The sequence below is a fragment of the Arthrobacter zhaoguopingii genome, assembly GCF_009828595.1.
Taxonomy (GTDB): Bacteria; Actinomycetota; Actinomycetes; order Actinomycetales; family Micrococcaceae; genus Arthrobacter_D; species Arthrobacter_D zhaoguopingii.
On sequence record NZ_WPNY01000015.1, the window covers coordinates 23869 to 44548 of the forward strand.

Below are 20680 nucleotides of genomic sequence, written 5' to 3' on the forward strand. Positions count from 1 at the left end.
TGACATACCTGTCATTCACCGCCCGGCCCGCCCGCACGTTCCCGGAGCCCCGCGCCGATCGGCCAGAATGAGGGAATGCGCTACGAGGATGTTCCCCTGTTCCCGCTGCCCCCGGCCCCGGAGCCGGCCGTGCCGGGCGGAGCCTCGGGCGGTCCGGATTTTTCCTTTGCCGCCCCCGTCCCGGTCCGAACGGTCGTCGCCGAGGACTGGGCGCCCGCCCTCGCGCCCCAGGAACCGACACTCCACCGCCTGGCCGCGCGGCTCGAGGAGGACCGCCGCGCCGGCCACCGGATCCTTCCGCAGCCCGGAAATATCCTCAGGGCCTTCAGTGGCCCCCTGGCCGGGGTGAAGGTCGTCATCGTAGGTCAGGATCCCTACCCGACGCCCGGGCATTCGGTCGGCCTTGCGTTTTCGGTCGACCCGGCCACCCGGCCGCTGCCCCGGAGCCTCGTCAATATCCATAAGGAACTCGCGGATGACCTCGGCGTCACCGCCCCCGCCACGGGAGACCTTTCGGGCTGGACCCGGCAGGGCGTCCTGCTGATGAACCGGGTACTGACGGTGCGGGCGGGCGAACCCGCGTCGCACCGCGGCTGGGGCTGGGAGGACGTCACCGACGCGGCGCTGCGAGCGCTCGTGGCGCGGGGAGGACCGCTGGTCGCCGTCCTGTGGGGCCGGGAGGCGCTGAAACTCAAGCCCCTGTTCGCCGATATCCCAACAGTGGAGTCGGCGCACCCCAGCCCGCTCTCCGCCTCCCGGGGCTTCTTCGGGTCACGGCCCTTCAGCCGGGTCAACGCCCTTCTGCAGCAGCAGGGCGCAGACCCGGTGGACTGGCTGGCGGTCTGAGGCTACCGCCTGCGGTTCCGCCGACGCTCGTTGCTGCCGAGGCCGCGGGTGAGCGGCCGGGCGAGGTTGTCGCCGAGCACCACGCCGCCGGCGATGGCGAGGATGACGGTGAACGCGTTGAACAGCCCCAGCGCACCGGCGCTCGGAACTCCGGTGTTGGTGGTGAGCATGTACATGGCACGGAAGATCGAAAGGCCCGGGTAGAGGAACATGACCGCCGGCACCGCCAGCACCAGCTGGGGCGCACCCATGCGAAGCGCCACGATGCGTGACAGCGCACCGATCAGCACGGCTGCCAGCGCCGGCGCCAGCCGGTACCCCACGCCCGCGTTGATCGCCGAAATCCACAGGACGTAGCCGGCGGTGCCCACCAGGGCCGTGGGAACCACAAGCGAAAGGTCGGTCTGCTCGGTGACGGCGAACATCGCCACGGCAATGAAGATCAGCACCGCGATCACCGGCCAGGGGTAGGGCGATGTCGGCGCGGCGATCAGCTCGAGGTCCGGGATGCCGATGGCCGCACCGAATACCAGGGCGACGGCGATTCCCGAGACCACCCCACCGAAAATCAGCAGCGCCGACAGGAACCGTCCCGCAGCGGTGACCGGGAACCCGTTGATCGCGTCCTGGGTGGCTGAGACCAGCCGGCCGGCGGGCAGGAGCAGCAGAATGCCGCCGACCACCACCAGCGACGGCGCGATCGGCACCTCGAGCCACCAGAACAGCATGGCGATCAGGGTGGCCATCGCCGAGGAGGTGGCCACGGAGAAAAACTCGGGCACCCTCCACCGGCCCAGCTGGCGGGAGAGAAGATCGACGAGGATACAGCTGCCCAGCCCGATCAGGGCCCCAAGCACTCCCCCGCCGATGAAGGCGACAATGGCCGCACCGAAGATCCCGAACGCGGCGGTGACCATCCAGCGCGGGAACGGCTTGGGCCGTCGGGTGATCTGCTCAAGGCGGCGGGCGGCCTCGATGCGTGAGACACCACCGGCGGCGATATCGGAGACGAGCTGGTGGATCGCCGTCAGTCCTGCGTAGTTGTTGGTCCAGGACCGCACCACGCGCAGCACCGTGGTGGGCGTCTGGTCCTTGGCCGAGTAGTTGATCACCACCGACTGGTTGGTGATGTCCACCTCGATGTGGTCAAGGCCGAGGGCCGCGGTGACGGCGATGATGCTTGTCTCGACCTCGAGGGCTCCCGCGCCGTAACGGAACATCGTCTCGGCCAGGCTCAGGGCGAAGTCGAGGGTCTTGCGGGCGCTGGCGTCCGGTCCCCCCACCTGGATGGTGGGATTGGCGTAGGGGCTGCCGGCAAGCCGTTCAACGATGCTCATCGCCTGGGTGGGCGGCTCCTCCCCCTGCACGAGGCGGCGGAGTACGTTCCGCGCCGCGGCGTTGGAGCGGTCGGGGCGCACGGTGCGCGGCGTCGTCGGCAGCGCATCCGTCGGCGACGGCGCCCGTGCGGGACGCCGGGCGGGCCGCGGGCGGGACTTGGCGCCCGGCGTCGAGGGCTGCGCGGGGCCGGGTGCGGGCGGCTGCTTCGCGCCGGCGCCGGCCGGTCGCTGGGCGCCCTGCGCGGGAGGCGACGGGTCGCCTCCCGGCTTTCTGGCGACCGACGGGCTTTCGGCCGACGGCGGACGGAGGGGTCGCTGGATCACCGGCAGCGGGCCCGCCGCTGGTGAGGGATTCGTTTCGGGCTTCCGGCCCCCGTTCGAGCCGGCCTTGTCATCCACGGTGTATTCCCTGCCTTGCTGCCCGCGGGCTGTTCTTCGATCAGTAGAAGGGCTGCTGGTGCCGGCGCCAGTAGATCTGGCGGGCCACCCGTTCCCCCACGGCGGTCCAGAGCCGATACTTCTTCTCATTCAAAGCAAGGTCCCAGCAGCCGGTGAAGTCGGTGACTGTCTTGGAGAAGCTCGTCTTGAAGAGGCCGAGGCCGTGGTGCGGGTGGGAGGTGTCCTTGAGCCGGTCGGCGGGCGGGGTGCCGCAGAAGTCGTACTCGCGGATGGCGAACTCGTCCTTGAGGTCGTTGATGGCCGTCCACTGCAGCAGGTGTGAATCCCCGTACTGCGAACGCCCGGGCTTTGACCCGCCGTCCTTGTAGGTTCCCTTGCTGCCGTAGTTGATGATGAACGCGCCCACCGAGGGCTCGCCGTCCTCGTAGACGAAGTAGAGGCGGCCCTGGCCGGCGGCGGCGAAGTTCCCCCAGAACCGGCTGTAGTACTCGAAGGAGCGCAGGCGGGCGGCCGAGCGGTCCTCGATATGGGCCATCAGCCGGTACATGATGCGGAAGTTTTCCTCGGTCGGCTCGACCCGGCGCACTTCGACGCCTTCCCGCAGAGCCCGGCGCACGGCATTGCGGCCGCGGGAGGAGAGGTTGCGCAGCAGCTGGTTCGACTCCGGCGTGGTGTCGAGAAGGGCCGTATGGTCATTCGGCTGGAGGTCGAAGGTCTTGTGCAGGCCCGCGGCGGTGAAAAGCTGCCGGACCTCCGGAGAGTCGACGATATCGGGTTCAATCTTCACCGCGAAGACGTTCAGGCCGGATGCGGCGGTGAAGTCTCTCAGCGCGCCGAGCATGGCCGGTACGTGGGCCGGCTCGGCCGCGCCCGGACCCTTGATCAGATACCAGAGCCGGCCAAGGACCGGGAAGGACTTCTCGAGCACCAGGTTATAGCTCGAGTACTCGGCGGACTCGAGGACCAGGAACCGCGGCTTCCACCCGTGATGCGACTTCACTTCGGCGAAAGAGGCCGACTGCAGGACATTTCCGCCGTCCGGGTTGGATGGAACGAGGTCGTCCCACTTGTCCTGCTCCGCTTTCGTGGCGAAACGCGCGGTGAAGTTGATCAAGGTGCCTTCTCTGCTGGTGGCCCGGAGGTGGCCGGCGGGGTCCCGGCGCACGGATTTACCCGCCCAAGTCTAACTGTTGCGCCGAAGGCGGACCGCATGACGCGACGCGGGAACCGCTTTAACCCGCAGGAGCGTTCCACCTCGGTAGCATCGGGGCATGGACTTTCGATACCTCGGCAACAGTGGACTGAAAATCTCCGAAATCACCTATGGGAACTGGCTGACCCACGGGTCGCAGGTGGAAAACGACGTGGCGATGCGGTGTGTCCGCGCCGCCCTCGACGCCGGCATCAGCACCTTCGACACCGCCGATGCCTACGCCAACACGGCCGCGGAGAGCGTGCTGGGCGAGGCGCTGAAGGGCGAGCGCCGGGAGACCATCGAGATCTTCACCAAGGTCTACTGGCCCACCGGGTCCAAGGGCCACAACGAGGTGGGGCTGTCCCGCAAGCACATCCGGGACTCCATCGACGGCTCCCTGCGCCGTCTGGAGACCGACTACGTCGATCTGTACCAGGCGCACCGATATGACAGCGAGACCCCGCTTGAGGAGACGATGCAGGCCTTCGCCGATGTCGTCCGCCAGGGCAAGGCCCTCTATATCGGGGTCAGCGAATGGACGGCGGACCAGATCCGCGCCGGGCATGCCCTGGCCCGGGATCTGGGAATCCAGCTGATCTCCAACCAGCCGCAGTACTCAATGCTGTGGCGGGTGATCGAGGAGGAGGTCGTGCCGGCCTCCGAGGAGCTGGGCCTATCCCAGATCGTCTGGTCGCCGGTGGCCCAGGGCGTCCTGACCGGCAAGTACCTGCCGGGAAGGGAACCCGAACCGGGCACCCGCGCCGCGGACGAGAAGGGCGGCGCCGCAGTGATCAAGCGCTGGATGGAGGACGACGTCCTCACCGGCGTGCAGCGGCTGAAGCCGATCGCCGACGGCGTCGGGCTCACTCTGGCGCAGCTGGCCATCGCCTGGGTGCTGCAGAACCGGAATGTCGCCTCTGCCATCATCGGCGCCTCCCGGCCGGAGCAGGTGGAGTCAAACGCCGCGGCCTCCGGCGTGGTCCTTGAGCCGGACGTTATGGCGGCCATCGATGAGGCGCTCGGCGCACTCGCCGAACGGGACCCGGCCCGCACGCAGTCCCCCGAGAAGCGGCCGGCCTGATGGGCGGCTCGCGCATCGCCGTCACGGGTGCATCGGGGAAGCTGGGCCGCAGCGTGGTGCGCGGCTTGCGCGAGGCGGGCAACACGGTCCTCGAGCTCGACCAGCACGGCGAGCGCGGTGACGGTTTCCTGCGGATCGACCTGCGCGACTACGGGCAGGTGCTCGACGCCCTGCTCGGCGTGGACGGCGTGCACGATGGCTTCGACGCCGTCGTGCACCTTGCGGCGATCCCCGCCCCGGGGATCACGGCGGACGCGGCGACCTTCGCGAACAACATGGCGTGCACCTACAACGTCTTCCAGGCGTGCCGGCGCGCCGGGATCAGGCGGATCGTCTACGCCTCGAGCGAGACCGTCCAGGGTCTGCCCTTCGACACGGATCCGCCGTACCTGCCCGTCGACGAGGAATATCCCGCACGCCCCGAGAGCACCTACTCCCTGGTGAAGCACCTCGAGGAGCAGATGGCCGCCGAGCTCGCCCGGTGGGACCCCGCCCTGAGCATCACGGCCCTTCGCTTCTCCAATGTGATGGACCCGGAGGACTACGACGAATTCCCGTCTTTTGACGCCGACGCGCGGCTGCGGAAATGGAACCTGTGGGGATACATCGACGGCCGCGACGGCGCGCAGGCCGTGCAGAAGGCGCTTGAGAATGCGGGGCCCGGCTTCGACACCTTCCTGATCGCCGCCGCCGATACGGTGATGACCCGCTCCAGCGCGGAGCTGGCCGCCGAGGTGTTTCCGGGAGTGGAGTTCCGCAGGGACGTCGGCGGGAACGGAACGCTGCTCGCCATCGACAAGGCGCGCCGGGTGCTGGGCTTCGAACCCCGACACAGTTGGCGGGACCCCCGGTAAGGGCGGCGGCTACCGTCGGGGAAAAAAGATCAGTAGGCTTACTGATGAAGGATGGATAGTGTGCCCATGCAACGAGAGGTGAAACCATGACCGAAGAGAACCTCCCCGACGAGGACCTCACCATCATCACCGACGACGAGCTCGAAGCGGAGGAAAGGTCGCTGGCCGACCTCGATCCGCTGGCAGGGGACAACGCTGACCTGTACCCGGGCGCGGCCGAGGACAACCCGGACCGCTGGCAGGAGGACCCGCTGCTCCAGGGCGAGGGGTACGACGAGGAGGATGACTCCCTGCTCACCGACCAGATCCTCCGCGATGAAACCGCGCGGGCTCGCTGGGAGCACGGCGATGAGCAGATCCCCCCGGACGTCCCGACCCTGGGCGAGGCAGCCGACGACGTCGACTTCGGCATCGGCGAGGACGACGAGGTGGACTCAAGCGACGACCCCTCCAACAGTGGCGGATCGCCGCTAAGCCATATCGACGACAAGGACCTTCAGTAGTCGTCCTTTCGAATTGCCCCAGCGACGGCGGCCGCCCCTTGGAGAGGCGGCCGCCGTCGCCGTTCCGGAGCGGGCGATGTGCCGAGAACTTAGAAAAAGCGGCTCCGGGCCGGCCTGCGGCCGCCGCGCCGGCTCGAACCGGGACTAGTACGAAATCAGTTCCACGAGGTCGCCCACCCGGTCCTCAGGGTAGTTGCGGGCGATGTCCGCCTGGCTGATCACCCCGACGAGGTCGTGCCCGTCGATGACGGGCAGCCGCCGGACCTGATGGTCCTGCATAGTGCGGATCGCTTCCTCAACGGTGTCGTCGGCGCCGATGGTCACCGGTTTGCCCTGGGCGAGGTCGCCGGCTGTGACGCTGGTGGGATCGCCTCCGTCGGCCAGGCACCTCACCACAATGTCGCGGTCCGTCAGCATGCCCTTGAGCCGGCCGTCCTCGCCGCAGATCGGAAGCGACCCAACATCGAGGTCCCTCATCTTCACTGCCGCCTGCTGCAGCGTGTCCTTTTCGCCCACGCATTCGACGCTGCCGGTCATGATGTCTCGCGCTGTGGTTGGCATGACGCTCTCCTTCCTGCTGGGTGCGCCGCGTCGATGGACACGGCCGCGGGCTCCGGCAATTAACCGTAAGCCTGCTTAGTAGTATCCGCCCACGCACCTCCGAAGCAAAGGAGTTGGAGGGGGTTATGCTCGGCCCGGCCGCTCCGTAGACTGCCCCTCAGGGAACTCACCTCCTCCCGTCGCCTTTGAAAGGACCGGTCGCCGCCATGTCAGAACCCTCAGAGCCGCAGGAACGAACCCACAACGAGGCACCCGCCGAGGGCGATCCCGCCGCGGACCCGGCCGATCTTCGCCAACACAGTCAGGATGCCGCCGAGGGCGACGACTCCGCCGCCGAGTACGGAGACACCCCCTCGGGCAAGGACTCCTGACCGCTGGGCTGGGGGCCGCCGCGCAGAGCTGCCGGCAGGAAGTCTTAAAGCCCGGTCCCGCCGTCATTTCGATCCGTGCGCTTTCCAGCGCTCGGGCCAAGTGGTAAACCGTACGTACCTCACGCAGGCTGCGCCGGTGACGGCGCACAAGCACATTTAGAAAGGTGCTGCCAATGACCCAAGCAGTGAAAGACCATGCGGGCCTCTACAAGCTCGCCGGGCCCTGGACGACCATCTACGTCGATGGAAGCGCAGGCGCCGACGACTCGTTCGCGAGCGACGACACCCTTCCCCTCACCGTCGCGGACGCCATGGAGCGCAACGGCGCGCCCAAGGAGGACATCAAGGCCGCTATGGCAGCGCTGACGAAGTCGGCCCGGGGCCTACCCGACCCGGTGGCCCGCTTCGTCCTGGTCCGCGGCGGTGAAGCCGCCGTGGACGACTTCCTCCCGGGCGGGCTTGTCACCGGATCCCCCGTCATCGCCGTCGGGCCCATCCCCGACCTCAGCCCGCTCGCCCGCCACTGCCCGGGCGGGTTCGCCTATGTCGTGGCCGAAGTCGGGCGCGACGGCGGGGAGGTGTACCTGCGCAGGGCGGACCGGGAATGGGGAGCCCCGGACCGCGGCGAGCCCGTGGCCGCCATCGAGGGCGACACCGAACACATGCGGAAGGTCCACGCCGGCGGCTGGGCCCACGGGCGGTACCACCACCACGCAGAAAAGGTCTGGAAGTCCAATGCCGCGGAGGTCGCCGCGGAGATCGACAGGGCCGTCTCGGCCTCGCGCGCGAAGCTCGTCGTCCTCTCCGGCGACATCCGGGCCCGGCAGCTCGTCGCCGACCAGGTGTCAGAGGAGTCCCGGGCGATCCTCGGCGTGGTCGACAGTCACACGCGCACCGGCGGATCCGATGCCGACACCTTCACGCTGCAGGTCGACCGGCTCGTCACGAAGGTGATGGCCGACCACCAGCATCACCTGCTCGAACGGCTCGCCGAGCACGAAGGCCAGGGATCCGGTATCTCGGCGGCCGGCCTGGGCGCGGTTGTCACCGCGCTGCAGCAGGCACAGGTCGAAACCCTGCTCCTCGAATCCACGGCCTGGGGAGACAGGACGCTGCTCGCTCTCGACGCCCCGCCCTGGATCGCCGCGGACGAGGAAGCCACTGCCGGAGCGGGCCCACTTGGCAGCGTCCCTGCGCTCGCCGCGATCCTGCGTGCGGCTGCGCTGACCGACGCCGAGACAGTGCTCTATCCGCCGGGGGCGCTTGATTCAAGACCTATCGCCGCCCTGCTGCGCTGGCCCACCGGCCCCACCGTTCCGGCGGCGACGTAGGACCCAAGGAACACAGAGCGGGACTCCCCAGCCGAGGCTGGGGAGTCCCGCTTCGTGGGCTCCGGCGGTGGTTGCCAGACGCCTAACTGCCGCTGTCGCGGCGGAACCTAACTGCCGCTGTCGCGGCGGAACCTAACTGCCGCTGTCGCGGCGGAACCTAACTGCCGCTGTCGCGGCGGAACCTAACTGCCGCTGTCGCGGCGGAACCTAACTGCCGCTGTCGCGGCGGCGGGTGTCGACGTCGGGATCGAGCTCATCGGCCTTGCGGGCATGATTCATCGTTTCTTCCCTCAGGCCCTGGGCGTCCGACTGACGCTCTGAGGCCTGGCGGCGAAGCCGCTCGGCCTCGACCTCGGCACGCTGCGCCTCGGCCTCGGCCATGGCTGCCTTGGCTTCGCGTTCACGAGCCTCAAGTTCAGTCTCCTGGGCCTTCTCCCGAATCTCGGCTGCCTGCCGGCGGCCCTTTTCCTTCTGCCGCTCAGAGTGGGCCTGCCGGCGTTTCCGGCTCAGCGCTATCACCACTCCGATCACCGCCAGCACGACGATGATCCCAACAATGATCCAGATCAGTTGACTTGTCTCCACTGCCCGTTCACCTTCCCTGTCGCCTTTGACGTGCGGGGTGCCTTCTTCAATGTGCTGAGTCCCCGCGGATTAGCCCCCGAGGCCGCCAAGCCCGCCAAGACCGCCGGGCAGCTTGCCCAGCAGGTCCTGCGGATTGATGCCGAGCTTGGCGAGAAGTCCCGCGTGCTGCTCGGTGTCTACAGTGTCGGGTAGCTCGGACTCGGCCTTATCCGCCTTATCGGAATTACCCTGCGACTTTAACAACTCAATGATCTGCGATTTATCAATGTTCATAGTTCCTCCGTGGCTCGGACGTCCAGACCTTGGATGCCGGTTCGACAAAACTGAAATACTAAGCACGCTTACTGAGAGCATTACACACCACCTGCTGATTGTCACGGACGGCCACCCGTTGAAGCTGGCACAATTCCTGTCATGCCGACCTCCCTGCTGATCCTTTCGGACACGCACATCCCCTCCCGCGCGAAAACCCTCCCCGAAGCCCTCTGGCCCGCCGTCGAAAGCGCCGACATCGTGGTTCACGCCGGTGATTGGGCGGACAATTCGTTCTTCGAAGAACTCCGCCGCCGTTCCCGGCGGCTCCTGGGCTGCTATGGCAACAACGACGGCGACGCCCTGCGGGCCCGGCTGCCGCTGGTGGCACGGGAACAGATTGAGGGCCTCCGGTTCGCTGTCGTCCATGAGACGGGCGCCAAGACCGGAAGGGAGCAGCGGATGGACCGCGAATTCCCCGACACGGATGTGCTGGTCTTCGGTCACAGCCACATTCCGTGGGATACCGTCACCGGCGCCGGCATGCGGCTGCTGAACCCGGGATCCCCGACCGATCGACGGCGGCAGCCGCACTGCTCGTATCTCACGGCGACCATTGACGGCCACCGGCTCGACGTCGACCTCCACCTCCTGCCGGTTCGGGCCTGACCCGCCGGACGGGCCTCCGCAAGCGCTCACCGGCATGGCACACTGGCCCTATGATCCTGCTTGGCTGGAATCCCGACCGGGGAGCTGATCCCTTTGGCGGGTACCGGTCGGCTGTGGACGAGGTCGCCGCGGCCGGGCTTTTCCGCTGCAGGTGGGTGCTTCCTCCCCGCCAGGCAACGGCAGGAACCGAGGTGTGGCTGTTCAGCCAGGGAGGCGGCGACCGCGGTGTTCTGGGCCACGGCAGGGTTGTCTCGTCCCCCGACGCCCAACCGGCCGGCCCGGGCGGGTCTCCGGGCTTCGTCGAGTTCGATGCACTGAGGCCCCGGGGAGATTCAATTCTCCTGGACCTCCTGACCCTGCGTGTCCCGGGCATCGCCTGGGGGGTGAACCGTCCCTCCCGCCGGATCCCAGCCGCGGCCGGGCCGGCGCTGCGGACCCTGTGGGCTGAAACGAGCACCCTCGAGGAGGCAGATCCCCTTCTTCCTCCCCCCGGAACTTTCCCCCCGGGCGCGCTGGCCCAGGCCCGGGTGAACCGGTACGAAAGGGACCCCTCCGCCCGCCGCGTCTGCCTGGGTCACCACGGGACCTCCTGCGCGGTCTGCGGCTTTTCCTTCGAGGAGGCCTTCGGGCCGCCCGGTCGGGACTTCGTGCACGTGCACCACCTCGTCCCGGCCACCCGGCTGGGGGCGGGCTACGAACTCGATCCGATCGCCGACCTGATCCCGCTGTGCCCCAACTGCCACTCCATGGCACACCGGCGTCTCCCGGACCCCTACTCGCCGGCCGAACTGCGCGCTCTGCGGTCCGCCGCAGGGTTTTTGCCGGGGACAGCCCTCAGCGCGGAGCAGCTGACGGCCCAGGCTGACGCTGTGCGGATCCTGGGAGCCCGCTAGGAGGGCCGTGGTCAGATCCGCGGAAGCCCTCATATACTGCGGATACGTCACGAGCCGATTGTCGAAGGCTGGTGCTGGGGCCCCTTCAATGACAAGAGGTAACGATGGTCCGTGTCTTCGGGATAGCGGCGGCAGTGATCGCCGCTCTCGCCCTTCTAGTTGTGGGCTTCCTTCTGCTCAACGGCGAAGAGGACGGTGAGCGCAAGCCGGCGGCCGCAATCCACTTCACCGCGGCGGGGGACTTCGCCGCCTCGGAGGAGGCAGCGGCCGTCCTGACCAAGAATGCCTCACTGTCCCCGGAATTCACCCTGGCACTGGGGGATCTGTCCTACGGCCGTCCGGGCGGGGAACAGGAATGGTGTGACTTCGTCACGAGCAAGGTGGGTACGGCCTTTCCCTTCCAGCTGATCGCCGGCAACCATGAGAGCGATGGCAGTGACGGGAATATCAATGACTTCTCCGCCTGCCTTCCCAACCGGCTGCCCGGGCTGGTGGGGACCTACGGGCGTGAGTGGTACGTCGACGTGCCGGCGGAGGACCCGATCGCCCGCTTCGTGATGATCTCCCCGGGTTTGGTCTTTCCCGAGAGTGAAACGTCCTGGGATTACCGTCCCGGCTCGGACCACTACGCCTGGACGGAGTCGGCGATCGACGGTGCCCGCGACAGCGGCATCCCGTGGGTGATCGTTGGGAACCACATGCCGTGCCTATCGCTGGGCGAATACAGCTGCTCGGCGGGCGAAGAGCTCACCAACCTGCTGATCAGCAAGAAGGTCGATCTTGTGCTCAACGGCCACGAGCACCTGTACCAACGCACCTACCAGATCGGGCACGGGGAGGGCTGCGCCGAAATCGTCCCCGACGCCTTCAATGAGGAGTGCATCACCGATACCGACAGTTCGCTCGCCCAGGGCTCGGGCACGGTGTTCGCGACCATCGGCACCGGTGGAATCGGCCTGCGCGACGCCGACCCCGCCGACCCGGAGGCCGGTTACTTCGCGGCCCACACGGCCACCAACGCCAATCCCACCCACGGTCTGCTCGATGTCTCCGTCACCGAACGCTCAATCTCGGCCGAGTTCGTCAAGGCGGCCGGCGGAACCTTCGATGACTCCTTCACCATTCGGGGGAAAGCAGGAGGCCGGGATGGCGAGGCCTCCTTCACCGAGGACTGCGCGGGTCTTGGCTGCGCCCTGGACGCCTCCACGCCCCTGCCCGCGCAGGGGAACCGCACCTACACGTGGGACTTCGGCAACGGCGAAACCGCCACCGGGGTCCGGCCGACCATCACCTATGACGCTCCGGGGGACTATGAGATCTCGCTGACCGTCAAGGACAAGGCAGGCACTGAAACCGCCTCCAAACGGGTTTCGGTGACCGAAGGTGACGAGGCCACCTCGACCTTCTCGGACCCGTTCGAGCGCACCACGGACACCGGCTGGGGCGACGCCGAGGAAGGCGGGGTCTGGACCGACAGCGGGGAACCGGGCGCCTTTCTTGTGGCGGACGGGAGCGGGATCATGCAGCTGGCCACCCCCGCGTCGGGAGCGGCCGCGTCCCTGGAAGCGGTGAACAGCTCCAGGATGGACCTGCGTGCCGCCCTCGGGGTGGATCGGCGCCCGGCCGGAGGAAGCCTGTATCTGCGCCTGATCACCCGCCAGACCGACCGCGCCGGAGCCTACCGAACGGTCCTCAAATTCTCGCCTGAGGGCGAGCTTTCCTTCCTCATCGACCGGGTCAACAGGGACGGCGCGGAGGTGCGGATCGGACCTGAAGTTCCAGTCCCCGACCTCACGGTCGCCGGAGGGGAGATCGTCAATGTGCGGGCCCAGGCCACCGGTACGAGCCCGACAACCCTGCGTGCGAAGGTATGGAAGTCGGGAGAACCTGAACCCTCGGAATGGCAGATCGACACCCGGGATTCCGCCCCCGGGCTCCAGACCCCCGGGGCCGCCGGTATCAACACCTACCTCTCATCGGGGGCGACCAACGCCCCGGTCACCGTCCAGTTCGAGGAGATCACGGGCACCCTCGCGGAATAGCACCGCCGCCCGACCCTACCGGTGCTGCCGGTAGGGTCACCGGGGAAAGGCGGCCAGTGCGCGTTCTGCCATCCGGGCCAGATCGGGACGGGACGCCCCGGCCGAGGCCTGAACGGCAAGCCCAGCGGTGACCGTGGCAAGATACCGGGCCAGCTCGGCAGGGTCCTCGGATGCGGGAAGATCGCCCTCGTCAATGGCCTGCTGGAAGCGGCGGACAAACCGGGCCTCGCCGGCGCCGCGGCTCTCGTTCAGGAAATCGACAATCCGCTGATCGGTGGGATGGCCCGAGAGCCCGCCCTGGATTGAAAGGCACCCACGGGGTCGATCAGGCAGCGTAATCGAGACAACGTTCGAGCGCAGGTAATGCTCCGCGACCGCCCGGGCGGTGGGCATGGCAAGGGCTGCATCGACGTAGGACATCTCGACGCGTGAGTACCTGCCGATCGCCTGCCGGAAGGTGCCTTCCTTGTTGCCGAAGGCCGCGTACAGACTGGGGCGGCTGATGCTCATCGCGTTCGTGAGGTCCTCAAGGGTCGTGCCCTCATACCCCTGGCGCCAGAAGACGTCGACCGCGCGCTCAAGGGCCTCATTGACATCAAACTCGCGGGGCCTGCCTCGAGCCGCCATCAGCCTTCACCCTCCTGCCATCGAACGCGTCCGTGGAAATCAACGGACGAGCCGCAGCCGTGATTCCACTCAATTCTCCCATGGACCACCGCTCGCGCCGGGGGGCCGGCACCACCTCGACCTCCCGGGGGCCCGAGGTTCAGGGTGCCCGGCTTGAGGGGCCGGCCGCAGGCAGGAATAGGGCGTTATTTGACGATAAGGTCAAGAAACGTTATTCTTGAATGTATGGTAAATAACGATTCATCCCTCGAGAGCCTCGTCACCCGTTTCCTTCAGGCCCTGGGCAGCAAGGACGCCGAAGGCGTCGAAGCCCTGTTCGCCGATGACATCGACTGGTACGTCCCTGGCCACCCGGACCTGCCGTGGACGGGCAGGCGATCCAAGGGATCCCAGGTCGCTGAGTACTTCACCACGATGTGGCCGCACTTCGACTCTGATAAGAGCAGTGTCCAACTCGACAAGCTCGTCCTCTCGGGCGAGGACGCCGTCATCTTCGCAACCTTCGCGCATACAGCCCGCAGCACCGGCCGCTCCTGGGTGACCCCAGCCGTCCTCCACCTCGTTGCCGCCGACGGCAGGTTCGTTCGGATGCATCTCTCCGAAGACACCGAGGCTGTGTCCAAGGCGTTCTTCGACTGAGCCGCCTCCGCCGCTCACCTGGGCCCCGGGCCCGGGCCCGGGCGAGTGCTCCTCTCCAGTGCCTGTACACCACCATCAGCAACCGGGGCGAGTGATAGTGCGCACCCCTCCCGTTCCGGCCACCGGTCCGCCGGGGCCATAGGATCGAGGAGAACGGCGTTGCATCAGGCAGCGCGCCCCGCACCAGCGGGGTACGTCAGCAAGGAAGGTACGCAACAGTGATTGGATTCATCATTGCCGGACTCATCATCGGCGCACTCGCGCGGCTGATCAAGCCGGGCAAGCAGAACCTCGGTCTGCTCGCCACCCTGCTGCTGGGCCTCGTTGGCTCGGTCATCGGGGGTTCGATCGCCAGCCTCCTGGGCACCGGGGGCATTTTTGAGCTCAATGTCCTCGGCTTCATTGTCTCGGTCATCGCCGCCGTCCTGCTGATCGGCGTCGCCGAAGCCATGGCCGGGCGCCGCCGCGTCACCCGCTGAGCCGCGTCACCCGTTAGTAGGAGCGACCGGCGCCGAGCCGGTGTCCCGGTCAGGCGCGGCGGAGCCTCAGCAGCCGCCGCGCCACGGCGACGCTCAGCCCGCCGGCAAGGACCCATGGCCCGCCGACAAGAATCGGATCGATCCACTGGTGCCTGAGGTCGACGCGTTTGGTCCCGGTACGTGAGGCGATCGGATGGCGGGAGAATTCGCTGAGGACCCCCGTCTGGGTGATCGGGTTGTCGGGGCGCAGTGTTCCGAACGAGGCCAGATGGCTCTCCCAGGCGTCGACCCGGTCGGAGGCGAGCAGGATCACCCAGTGCGCGGCCCGTCCTTCGCTGAAGGTGCGGTAGGCGTATTTGCGCATCATCCCTGACAGCCCCTTGGGCCTCACCGAGGTCCCGAAGACCGGGGTCAGGAACTTGTGCTCGATCGAGCGTTCCCGGGGCCACTTTTCTTCCTGCCGCTCGGGGAATTCCCAGCGCGCACCGTTGAGGGTCGGGTCGAACTGTTCCTTCGGCACCGAGGGGCGGTCTTTCGGGTCGAGGTCCGCGCCCCAGCCGGGAATCGCGGCGCGCAGCTCCTCGCTCGACCTCGCGCGGGTAGGCTTCTTTGCTGTGTACGGCACGGTCCTTCCCTTCAGCTGGCCGCGGGGAGAATCAACGGCTTGATGCAGTTATCGAGCTTGGCCGAGAAGATGTGGTATCCCTCGGCGATGTGCTCGAGCGGGATCCGGTGCGTCACAATATCGCTCGGCTTAAGGTAACCGTTGCGGATATGGTCGAACAGGCGCGGCCACTGCCGCTTCACGGGAGCCTGGTTCATCCGGAGGGTGAGCCCCTTGTTCAAGGCGTCACCGAACTTCACCGCACTGAACATTGGGCCGTAGGCTCCGACCACCGAGACGGTTCCCCCCTTGCGCACCGCATCGATCGCCCAGTTCAGCGCGATCGGAGAGCCGCCCTGCAGCTTGAATTTCGAGGAAGTGACGTGCTGCAGAAAGTTGCCGTCGGCCTCGGCCCCAACGGCGTCGATAACGACGTCGGCGCCCAGGTAGTCGGTTGCCTTCTTCATCTCGACGACGATGTCGTCGTACTCGGCGAAGTTGTAGGTCTCCGCGTGGGCGAAGGTGCGCGCCTTCTCCAACCGGTACTCGAGATGGTCGATCACAAGAACCCGGCCGGCCCCCATCAGCCAGGCGGACTTCGCGGCAAAAAGGCCTACCGGCCCGGCACCGAAGACCACGACGGTGTCCCCCTCGACGATGTCCCCGAGCTGGGCGCCGAAGTAGCCGGTGGCGAGGGCATCGGTGAGCAGGACGGCGTCCTCTTCGTCCATCCACCCGGGAATGATGCTCGGCCCGATATCCGCGAACGGCACGCGGACGTATTCGGCCTGGCCGCCGTCGTACCCGCCGCAGGTGTGCGAGTACCCGTAGATGCCGCCGACCGCGGTGGCGTTGGCGTTGACGTTGTGGCAGTTGGAGTACAGCCCGCGTGCGCAGAAATAGCAGGTGCCGCAGTAGACGTTGAACGGAACCATCACCCGGTCGCCGGGTTTAAGGTTCTGCACCGAGGAGCCGACCTGCTCGACGACGCCGACGAACTCGTGGCCGAAGGTCATTCCCACCCGCGTGTCGGGCATCATGCCGTGGAAGAGGTGGAGATCCGACCCGCAAATGGCCGCAGTTGTCACCCGGACGATCGCGTCATTGGGGTGCTCGATCGGTGGGATGTCCTTTTCCTCAACCCTGATCTTGTACGGTCCGCGGTACACCATTGCTCGCATCAGCGCCGCCTTTCAGGGCAGTTCGAGGGCTGGTTGGTAGCGTTCCACGGCCGCGGAAAGAGGGTCAAGAATTTTGTTGGACGCACCGCACCGAGCATGATGGCCGGGTTGATGCTAGCGGGCCCGGGCCGCCCGCCTGCCCTGCCCGGACCCTGCACGGCACGACGGGAGACACTCGAAGAAGGCCGCTGCCGGATCGATGGATCCGACAGCGGCCTTCTTCAGTTGAGTGCTGCCCTGGTATCAGGCCACGCAGCCGCCGAGGGCGATCTGGCCGTCGATGGAGCGGATCTTGAGCTGGACGGCTCCGAGCTGGTCTTCAAGCGAGAGGACCGTGGCCTTCTGCGCGGCGACGGCCGCCTTGTTTGTCTTCTTCTGCGCCTCAAGGTTCCGAAGGACCGCCTGGGCGTCGGTGACCTGCTTGTCGAGGGTGGTCAGCTGGCCCTGGAGGGTTTTGAGGGCCGCTTCCGTAGCGCTGATTTCCCCGTTGAGGCTATTGAGCTGGGTCAGCAGCGGCGCCACCTGGTTCTGCAGCCCGAGGACCGCGGCCTCCTTGGCAGCGATCTGCCCGTTCAGCGCGGAGAGATCCGCCACCAGCTTGTCCACATCGGCGTTAAGCTTGGTGATTTCGACCCGCGTGGCAGCGGCAGCCGCGGCCGCGCTGTCGGCGGCTGCCTGCAGTGCCGGCAGCCGATCCTGCAGGCCCGTCAGCTCCGCGTTCTTGGCGTCCACGGCCGCCTCCGCAGCTGCGCGCGCGTCCTCGGCGTCCGCAAGGTTACCCTGCAGTTCCTCGAGCACCGCCCGCTCGGCGGTGATGGCCGCCTCGGCCTCCGCAACACCCTCGGTGAGGGCCGGCAGGCCGGCTTCGAGGTCGGCGACAACCTTCTCCTGGGCGCCCACCGCACCGGCGGCTGCGGCTGCGGCGTCCTCGAGGGCCGGCAGCTTCCCCTGGAGGGCAGTCAGTTCTCCCTGCTTCGTGGCCACCGCGGCGTTGGCCTCGGTCAGCGCCGTTCCAAGGGCGGGCAGCTGGCCTTGGAGGCCCAGGATCTCAGCCTCCTTGGTGGCAACCGCGCCCTGCGCCGCGGTCAGCGCGGCCTGCAGCGGGGCAGCCTGGCGCTGCAGGGCGCTGCTTTCGCCCTGCTTCGCAACGAGCTGGGCGTTGAGTGCGTTGACCTGGTTCTGCAGGGTAGTGAGGTCGCCCGAAAGGCCGGCAATGGTGCCGGACTTCTGGGTGATCTGGTTCGTCACGGAGGTGAGCTCGGCCTGCTTGGTGTTACGAAGCGCGATCAGCTCCTCCTTCTTCTTGCCATTGCCCTTGATGGCGTCGATCTCGGCGTTGAGGGCGCTGATGTCGTTCTGCAGCTGGGTCTGCCGGGTCTGCAGCGCCGCCCGATCGGCCTGAGCCGCCGAGAGCTGGGCCTGCTTCGTCGAGATCGTGGTGCCCAGAGCCGCAATGTCATTCTGCAGCGTCGTGATCTGCCCGTTGATCGAGGTGACGGCTGCGGCGTTGGCAGCGACGGCGTCGGCGGCCTTGGTCGCGTCGGCATTCAGGGACGGGAGCTGATTCTGGGCGGCAGCGATCTGCGTGTGCTTCGCGGCGACGGCGTCCGCAGCCTTCATGGCATCGGCCTGAAGTACGCCAAGTTCGCCCTGTGCGGTGGTGATCTCGGCGTTCTTCGCGGTGACGGCATCCGCAGCCTTCTGGGCATCGGCGTGGCGTGCGGCGAGGAGTGTCTTCGCCTCCTCGATCCGGACCGCCTGGGCATCGAGCTCGGCCTGCGCGGCAATACCGGAGTCGACGAGGCGCTGAAGCTCGACCTCGGATCCGGAGACGGCCTGCTCAGCGGCGGTCACCGCGGCGGCGGCATCCTCCGCAGTCGTGGTCAGCGAAACAAGCGCGGTCTCGGCGGCGGCGACCGCGTCGTTCTGCGCGGCCAGGGCACCTGAGGTGTTGGCGGCCGCTGCGTCAAGCAGGGCCAGCTCCCCGGTGGCGGTGTTCAGCACTTCCTGGTGGGCCGCCAGGTCTGCGTCCACGTCTGCGGCCTGCTTCGCCAGGCTCTCGGAGTCGGCCTGCGCGGCGGTCAGCTGTTCCTGAAGGGGCGCGAGTTTCGCAATGGTGTCGGCCTGCTGCACGTTGAGGTCGGTCAGCGCCGTCTTGGCTTCCTCGATCGACGTGGCGGCACTCGCCTGGTCCGCCGTCAGCGTTGCGAGTTCCGCCTCGGCGTCCTTCACATCGATGTCCAGCTGCGCGGCCTCGGCGTCGAGGGCGGCGATCGCCTTCTCCGCATCAGCGATCTGGGTGGTGAGGGAGGTGGCGGTCGCCTGGAGCGCGGTCCGCTCGGCCTGCAGCTTGGAGATCTGCTCCGCGTTCTTCTTGGCTGCGGCCCGGAGCAGGTTTTCCTGCACGCCCCCGCGGTGCGCCTGCTGGTTGACCACCCCGTTGCAGATGCCCGATGTCGGGCCGGTCGTGGCCGAGGCCTGCGGGGCGAACACCAGCACGCTTGCGAGGATGCCGGGCAGGATCACTGCGCTTGCAACACGGCGGGCGAGGACGGATGTCGCGTTTGAGTCGCGCATGATTACTCCTGAGACCGAAAAACATGATTTGGTTGCCTCAAGGAATCTATGGACATTGGTTGCGTCGGGACACAGTACCGACTACTCGAAAGCCGTTAGGACTACTTGGTCAGCGGGCGCTGAACTACCTGCTGGCCTTTCGCGGGGAATGCACAGCAGCTTCACCCGGGTGCCGGGGCGGTGCGGACACCGGCGTGCCGGGAGGCGGCCGGCGATCCGGACGCTATTGGCTCGACTCACCCATCTGCTCCACGAGGCCGGCCCGCCAGGCGGGAGGGTCGAAGGGCTTGGCGTAGTAGCGGGTGTCGCGCAGGATCCGGCCCTGCCCGTCGAACTCGAGGATCACGACGACGTTCCAGAGCTCTCCACCGCCGTAATCGTTGACTCCCTCGATCACCCAGACCGTCCCGGTGCCGGTGACCCGCCGGACGGTGATGTCGGGCGGCGCGGGGAACTGCTCCTCCATGGAGCGCATGGCGTCCCGCCCGCGGATCCGTTCCCCGGACTGCGGCATTTCCATGACGTAATCGGGATGCCGCAGTTCGTATTCGGCCTCGGGCGAGAGCGAGTCATGACCACCGCCGACCAGGCGCAGGAACGCCTCGCGCATCATCGATGCGTCACCGGTGTCCATCGCCCGCCGGATGAGAGTCCCGATTTCAGGCTCAGCCATGGCGGTCATGCTACGCCGGACGGCCGTGAACAGCCAGAGGTCGATGCCGCCTGGACGCAGCACCCGGGGACCGCCTCCCGCCTGCGTACGGGGAATTCCCGACCCCGGCATGCGGTTGATAGAAGGTAGTCACCTATCCCTGGAGGAAGTATGAGCACCCCCGAAAAAGCCCAGCTGGAGCGATGGCTTCGATTTCGCAACAGCCGGAACACCGCTCTGGCCAAGGAGCACGGCTGGCTGACGCTCACGTCGCTGCAGTGGCTCCCGGCCGAGCCCTCCCCGATGGAGCTGGTTCCTGGGCTGTGGTCGACGGACGGCACGAAGGCGGTCCTGACGGCCGCTGCCGCCGACGGGTTGATTCTTGGAGAGACGGGCGACCCCGTCGAAGGAACCGTCACCGCCAGCCTCGACAATGAGGAATCGCTCATGTGGGTCGCCTTCGGCGGCGAGGATGGACGGCGCGTGGTGGTCGAGCTTGCCGTCCGCGGCAACAAGTATGCCATCCGCACCCGCGATTCGCTCTCCCCGGTGTTCACCGAGTTTGAGGGAGTTCCAACGTTCGACTACAGCCCGGAACTCGCCGTCCTTGCCCGCTTCGAGCGTTACCCGGAGCCGGTCGAGATGCCGATCGGAACCGCCAACCCACTCGTGGACGGGGTGCACCGCAGCGCCGGTGAGCTCGTGTTCCGGCTTCCCGGCATCGACCACGAGTATCGACTGCAGGCCGAGGAAGGGAAACTCGGCGGCCTGACCGTCACGTTCCACGACAAGACCAACGGCGCAACGACGGACGACTGGCGGAAGGTGGAGACCGGCCGGCCCCGCCCCGACGGCACAGTGGTCCTCGATTTCAACCGTGCGATCAACTATCCAAGCGCCTTCACCCCCTACGGCACCTGCGCCATGCCGGTGAGGAACAACAGCCTTGATGTGAAGATCGAGGCCGGAGAAAAGGCCTTCGACATCCAGCCTGCCGGCTGA

Annotated in this window: 22 protein-coding genes; 12 read left to right on the plus strand and 10 right to left on the minus strand. The window is 67.4% G+C overall.

Features of this window, described 5'->3' with window-relative positions:
* Positions 1–75 precede the first annotated feature (75 nt).
* Positions 76–846 (plus strand): uracil-DNA glycosylase, encoded by a 771-nt coding sequence (locus GVV86_RS16220; RefSeq protein WP_159803385.1) that lies wholly within the window; start codon positions 76–78, stop codon positions 844–846.
* Positions 847–848: 2 nt separating this feature from the next.
* Here the strand turns inward: GVV86_RS16220 and GVV86_RS16225 are convergent, their stop codons facing one another.
* Positions 849–2582 (minus strand): threonine/serine exporter family protein, encoded by a 1734-nt coding sequence (locus tag GVV86_RS16225; RefSeq protein ID WP_246199832.1) that lies wholly within the window; start codon positions 2580–2582, stop codon positions 849–851.
* Positions 2583–2622: 40 nt separating this feature from the next.
* Entirely contained in the window at positions 2623–3696 is a 1074-nt protein-coding gene (locus GVV86_RS16230; RefSeq protein ID WP_159803386.1) for a lipid II:glycine glycyltransferase FemX, read from the minus strand.
* Between the two features lie 157 nt (positions 3697–3853).
* Here GVV86_RS16230 and GVV86_RS16235 point away from each other — a divergent pair, with 157 nt between their 5' ends.
* The 3 genes from GVV86_RS16235 (at position 3854) to GVV86_RS16245 (ending at position 6215) form a co-directional block, all read left to right on the plus strand.
* On the plus strand, positions 3854–4858 hold the full coding sequence (locus tag GVV86_RS16235) for an aldo/keto reductase family protein (RefSeq protein ID WP_159803387.1): 1005 nt from the start codon (positions 3854–3856) through the stop codon (positions 4856–4858).
* On the plus strand, positions 4858–5712 hold the full coding sequence (locus GVV86_RS16240; protein ID WP_159803388.1) for an NAD-dependent epimerase/dehydratase family protein: 855 nt from the start codon (positions 4858–4860) through the stop codon (positions 5710–5712). Before GVV86_RS16235 ends, GVV86_RS16240 begins: the two co-directional genes overlap by 1 nt.
* 86 nt (positions 5713–5798) lie before the next feature.
* A complete protein-coding gene (locus tag GVV86_RS16245; protein ID WP_159803389.1) occupies positions 5799–6215 on the plus strand; it encodes a hypothetical protein in 417 nt (138 codons plus the stop codon).
* A 144-nt stretch (positions 6216–6359) separates the two neighbouring features.
* Here GVV86_RS16245 and GVV86_RS16250 read toward each other — a convergent pair whose 3' ends face one another.
* Positions 6360–6776: a CBS domain-containing protein gene (locus tag GVV86_RS16250; RefSeq protein WP_120169891.1), complete on the minus strand. Its 417-nt coding sequence runs from the start codon at positions 6774–6776 to the stop codon at positions 6360–6362.
* Between the two features lie 206 nt (positions 6777–6982).
* On the opposite strand from GVV86_RS16250, the gene GVV86_RS18525 reads away from it, so the two are divergent.
* Positions 6983–7147, plus strand: a complete 165-nt coding sequence (locus tag GVV86_RS18525; RefSeq protein ID WP_201291487.1) for a hypothetical protein — start codon at positions 6983–6985, stop codon at positions 7145–7147.
* Between the two features lie 173 nt (positions 7148–7320).
* Positions 7321–8478, plus strand: coding sequence for a baeRF2 domain-containing protein (locus GVV86_RS16255; protein ID WP_159803390.1), 1158 nt, complete (start codon positions 7321–7323; stop codon positions 8476–8478).
* Between the two features lie 207 nt (positions 8479–8685).
* Here GVV86_RS16255 and GVV86_RS16260 read toward each other — a convergent pair whose 3' ends face one another.
* Both GVV86_RS16260 and GVV86_RS16265 read right to left on the minus strand, forming a co-directional pair.
* Positions 8686–9063 (minus strand): hypothetical protein, encoded by a 378-nt coding sequence (locus GVV86_RS16260; protein ID WP_159803391.1) that lies wholly within the window; start codon positions 9061–9063, stop codon positions 8686–8688.
* 69 nt (positions 9064–9132) lie between these two features.
* Complete coding sequence (locus GVV86_RS16265) at positions 9133–9336, minus strand: hypothetical protein (protein ID WP_159803392.1); 204 nt, start codon at positions 9334–9336, stop codon at positions 9133–9135.
* A gap of 141 nt (positions 9337–9477) precedes the next feature.
* On the opposite strand from GVV86_RS16265, the gene GVV86_RS16270 reads away from it, so the two are divergent.
* The 3 genes from GVV86_RS16270 (at position 9478) to GVV86_RS16280 (ending at position 12919) form a co-directional block, all read left to right on the plus strand.
* The gene (locus tag GVV86_RS16270) at positions 9478–9984 is read left to right on the plus strand and encodes a metallophosphoesterase family protein (RefSeq protein ID WP_159803393.1); all 507 of its coding nucleotides are present in this window, start codon (positions 9478–9480) and stop codon (positions 9982–9984) included.
* 50 nt (positions 9985–10034) lie between these two features.
* Positions 10035–10877: an HNH endonuclease gene (locus GVV86_RS16275; protein ID WP_159803394.1), complete on the plus strand. Its 843-nt coding sequence runs from the start codon at positions 10035–10037 to the stop codon at positions 10875–10877.
* Positions 10878–10981: 104 nt separating this feature from the next.
* Entirely contained in the window at positions 10982–12919 is a 1938-nt protein-coding gene (locus GVV86_RS16280; protein ID WP_159803395.1) for a PKD domain-containing protein, read from the plus strand.
* Positions 12920–12955: 36 nt separating this feature from the next.
* Here the strand turns inward: GVV86_RS16280 and GVV86_RS16285 are convergent, their stop codons facing one another.
* A complete protein-coding gene (locus GVV86_RS16285) occupies positions 12956–13546 on the minus strand; it encodes a TetR/AcrR family transcriptional regulator (RefSeq protein ID WP_246670021.1) in 591 nt (196 codons plus the stop codon).
* A gap of 225 nt (positions 13547–13771) precedes the next feature.
* Here GVV86_RS16285 and GVV86_RS16290 point away from each other — a divergent pair, with 225 nt between their 5' ends.
* The gene (locus GVV86_RS16290; protein ID WP_159803396.1) at positions 13772–14185 is read left to right on the plus strand and encodes a nuclear transport factor 2 family protein; all 414 of its coding nucleotides are present in this window, start codon (positions 13772–13774) and stop codon (positions 14183–14185) included.
* A gap of 218 nt (positions 14186–14403) precedes the next feature.
* Positions 14404–14664 (plus strand): GlsB/YeaQ/YmgE family stress response membrane protein, encoded by a 261-nt coding sequence (locus tag GVV86_RS16295; protein ID WP_159803397.1) that lies wholly within the window; start codon positions 14404–14406, stop codon positions 14662–14664.
* A gap of 49 nt (positions 14665–14713) precedes the next feature.
* Here GVV86_RS16295 and GVV86_RS16300 read toward each other — a convergent pair whose 3' ends face one another.
* The 4 genes from GVV86_RS16300 to GVV86_RS16315 all read right to left on the minus strand — a co-directional run bounded on the left by GVV86_RS16300 (position 14714) and on the right by GVV86_RS16315 (position 19699).
* On the minus strand, positions 14714–15289 hold the full coding sequence (locus GVV86_RS16300; protein WP_159619361.1) for a hypothetical protein: 576 nt from the start codon (positions 15287–15289) through the stop codon (positions 14714–14716).
* An 11-nt stretch (positions 15290–15300) separates the two neighbouring features.
* Entirely contained in the window at positions 15301–16449 is a 1149-nt protein-coding gene (locus GVV86_RS16305; protein WP_159619362.1) for a zinc-dependent alcohol dehydrogenase, read from the minus strand.
* Between the two features lie 243 nt (positions 16450–16692).
* Positions 16693–19026, minus strand: coding sequence for a coiled-coil domain-containing protein (locus tag GVV86_RS16310; protein WP_159803398.1), 2334 nt, complete (start codon positions 19024–19026; stop codon positions 16693–16695).
* Between the two features lie 223 nt (positions 19027–19249).
* A complete protein-coding gene (locus GVV86_RS16315; protein WP_201291488.1) occupies positions 19250–19699 on the minus strand; it encodes a nuclear transport factor 2 family protein in 450 nt (149 codons plus the stop codon).
* A 150-nt stretch (positions 19700–19849) separates the two neighbouring features.
* Here GVV86_RS16315 and GVV86_RS16320 point away from each other — a divergent pair, with 150 nt between their 5' ends.
* A complete protein-coding gene (locus tag GVV86_RS16320) occupies positions 19850–20680 on the plus strand; it encodes a DUF1684 domain-containing protein (protein ID WP_159803399.1) in 831 nt (276 codons plus the stop codon).

Excerpts from the sequence above, each read along its gene's own strand:
- GVV86_RS16220 (WP_159803385.1), top strand. The coding sequence starts at position 76 with ATGCGCTACGAGGATGTTCCCCTGTTCCCGCTGCCCCCGGCCCCGGAG.
- GVV86_RS16235 (WP_159803387.1), top strand. The coding sequence starts at position 3,854 with ATGGACTTTCGATACCTCGGCAACAGTGGACTGAAAATCTCCGAAATC.
- GVV86_RS16240 (WP_159803388.1), top strand. The coding sequence starts at position 4,858 with ATGGGCGGCTCGCGCATCGCCGTCACGGGTGCATCGGGGAAGCTGGGC.
- GVV86_RS16245 (WP_159803389.1), top strand. The coding sequence starts at position 5,799 with ATGACCGAAGAGAACCTCCCCGACGAGGACCTCACCATCATCACCGAC.
- GVV86_RS16250 (WP_120169891.1), bottom strand. The coding sequence starts at position 6,776 with ATGCCAACCACAGCGCGAGACATCATGACCGGCAGCGTCGAATGCGTG.
- GVV86_RS18525 (WP_201291487.1), top strand. The coding sequence starts at position 6,983 with ATGTCAGAACCCTCAGAGCCGCAGGAACGAACCCACAACGAGGCACCC.
- GVV86_RS16255 (WP_159803390.1), top strand. The coding sequence starts at position 7,321 with ATGACCCAAGCAGTGAAAGACCATGCGGGCCTCTACAAGCTCGCCGGG.
- GVV86_RS16265 (WP_159803392.1), bottom strand. The coding sequence starts at position 9,336 with ATGAACATTGATAAATCGCAGATCATTGAGTTGTTAAAGTCGCAGGGT.
- GVV86_RS16270 (WP_159803393.1), top strand. The coding sequence starts at position 9,478 with ATGCCGACCTCCCTGCTGATCCTTTCGGACACGCACATCCCCTCCCGC.
- GVV86_RS16275 (WP_159803394.1), top strand. The coding sequence starts at position 10,035 with ATGATCCTGCTTGGCTGGAATCCCGACCGGGGAGCTGATCCCTTTGGC.
- GVV86_RS16280 (WP_159803395.1), top strand. The coding sequence starts at position 10,982 with ATGGTCCGTGTCTTCGGGATAGCGGCGGCAGTGATCGCCGCTCTCGCC.
- GVV86_RS16285 (WP_246670021.1), bottom strand. The coding sequence starts at position 13,546 with ATGGCGGCTCGAGGCAGGCCCCGCGAGTTTGATGTCAATGAGGCCCTT.
- GVV86_RS16290 (WP_159803396.1), top strand. The coding sequence starts at position 13,772 with ATGGTAAATAACGATTCATCCCTCGAGAGCCTCGTCACCCGTTTCCTT.
- GVV86_RS16305 (WP_159619362.1), bottom strand. The coding sequence starts at position 16,449 with ATGCGAGCAATGGTGTACCGCGGACCGTACAAGATCAGGGTTGAGGAA.
- GVV86_RS16310 (WP_159803398.1), bottom strand. The coding sequence starts at position 19,026 with ATGCGCGACTCAAACGCGACATCCGTCCTCGCCCGCCGTGTTGCAAGC.
- GVV86_RS16315 (WP_201291488.1), bottom strand. The coding sequence starts at position 19,699 with ATGGCTGAGCCTGAAATCGGGACTCTCATCCGGCGGGCGATGGACACC.
- GVV86_RS16320 (WP_159803399.1), top strand. The coding sequence starts at position 19,850 with ATGAGCACCCCCGAAAAAGCCCAGCTGGAGCGATGGCTTCGATTTCGC.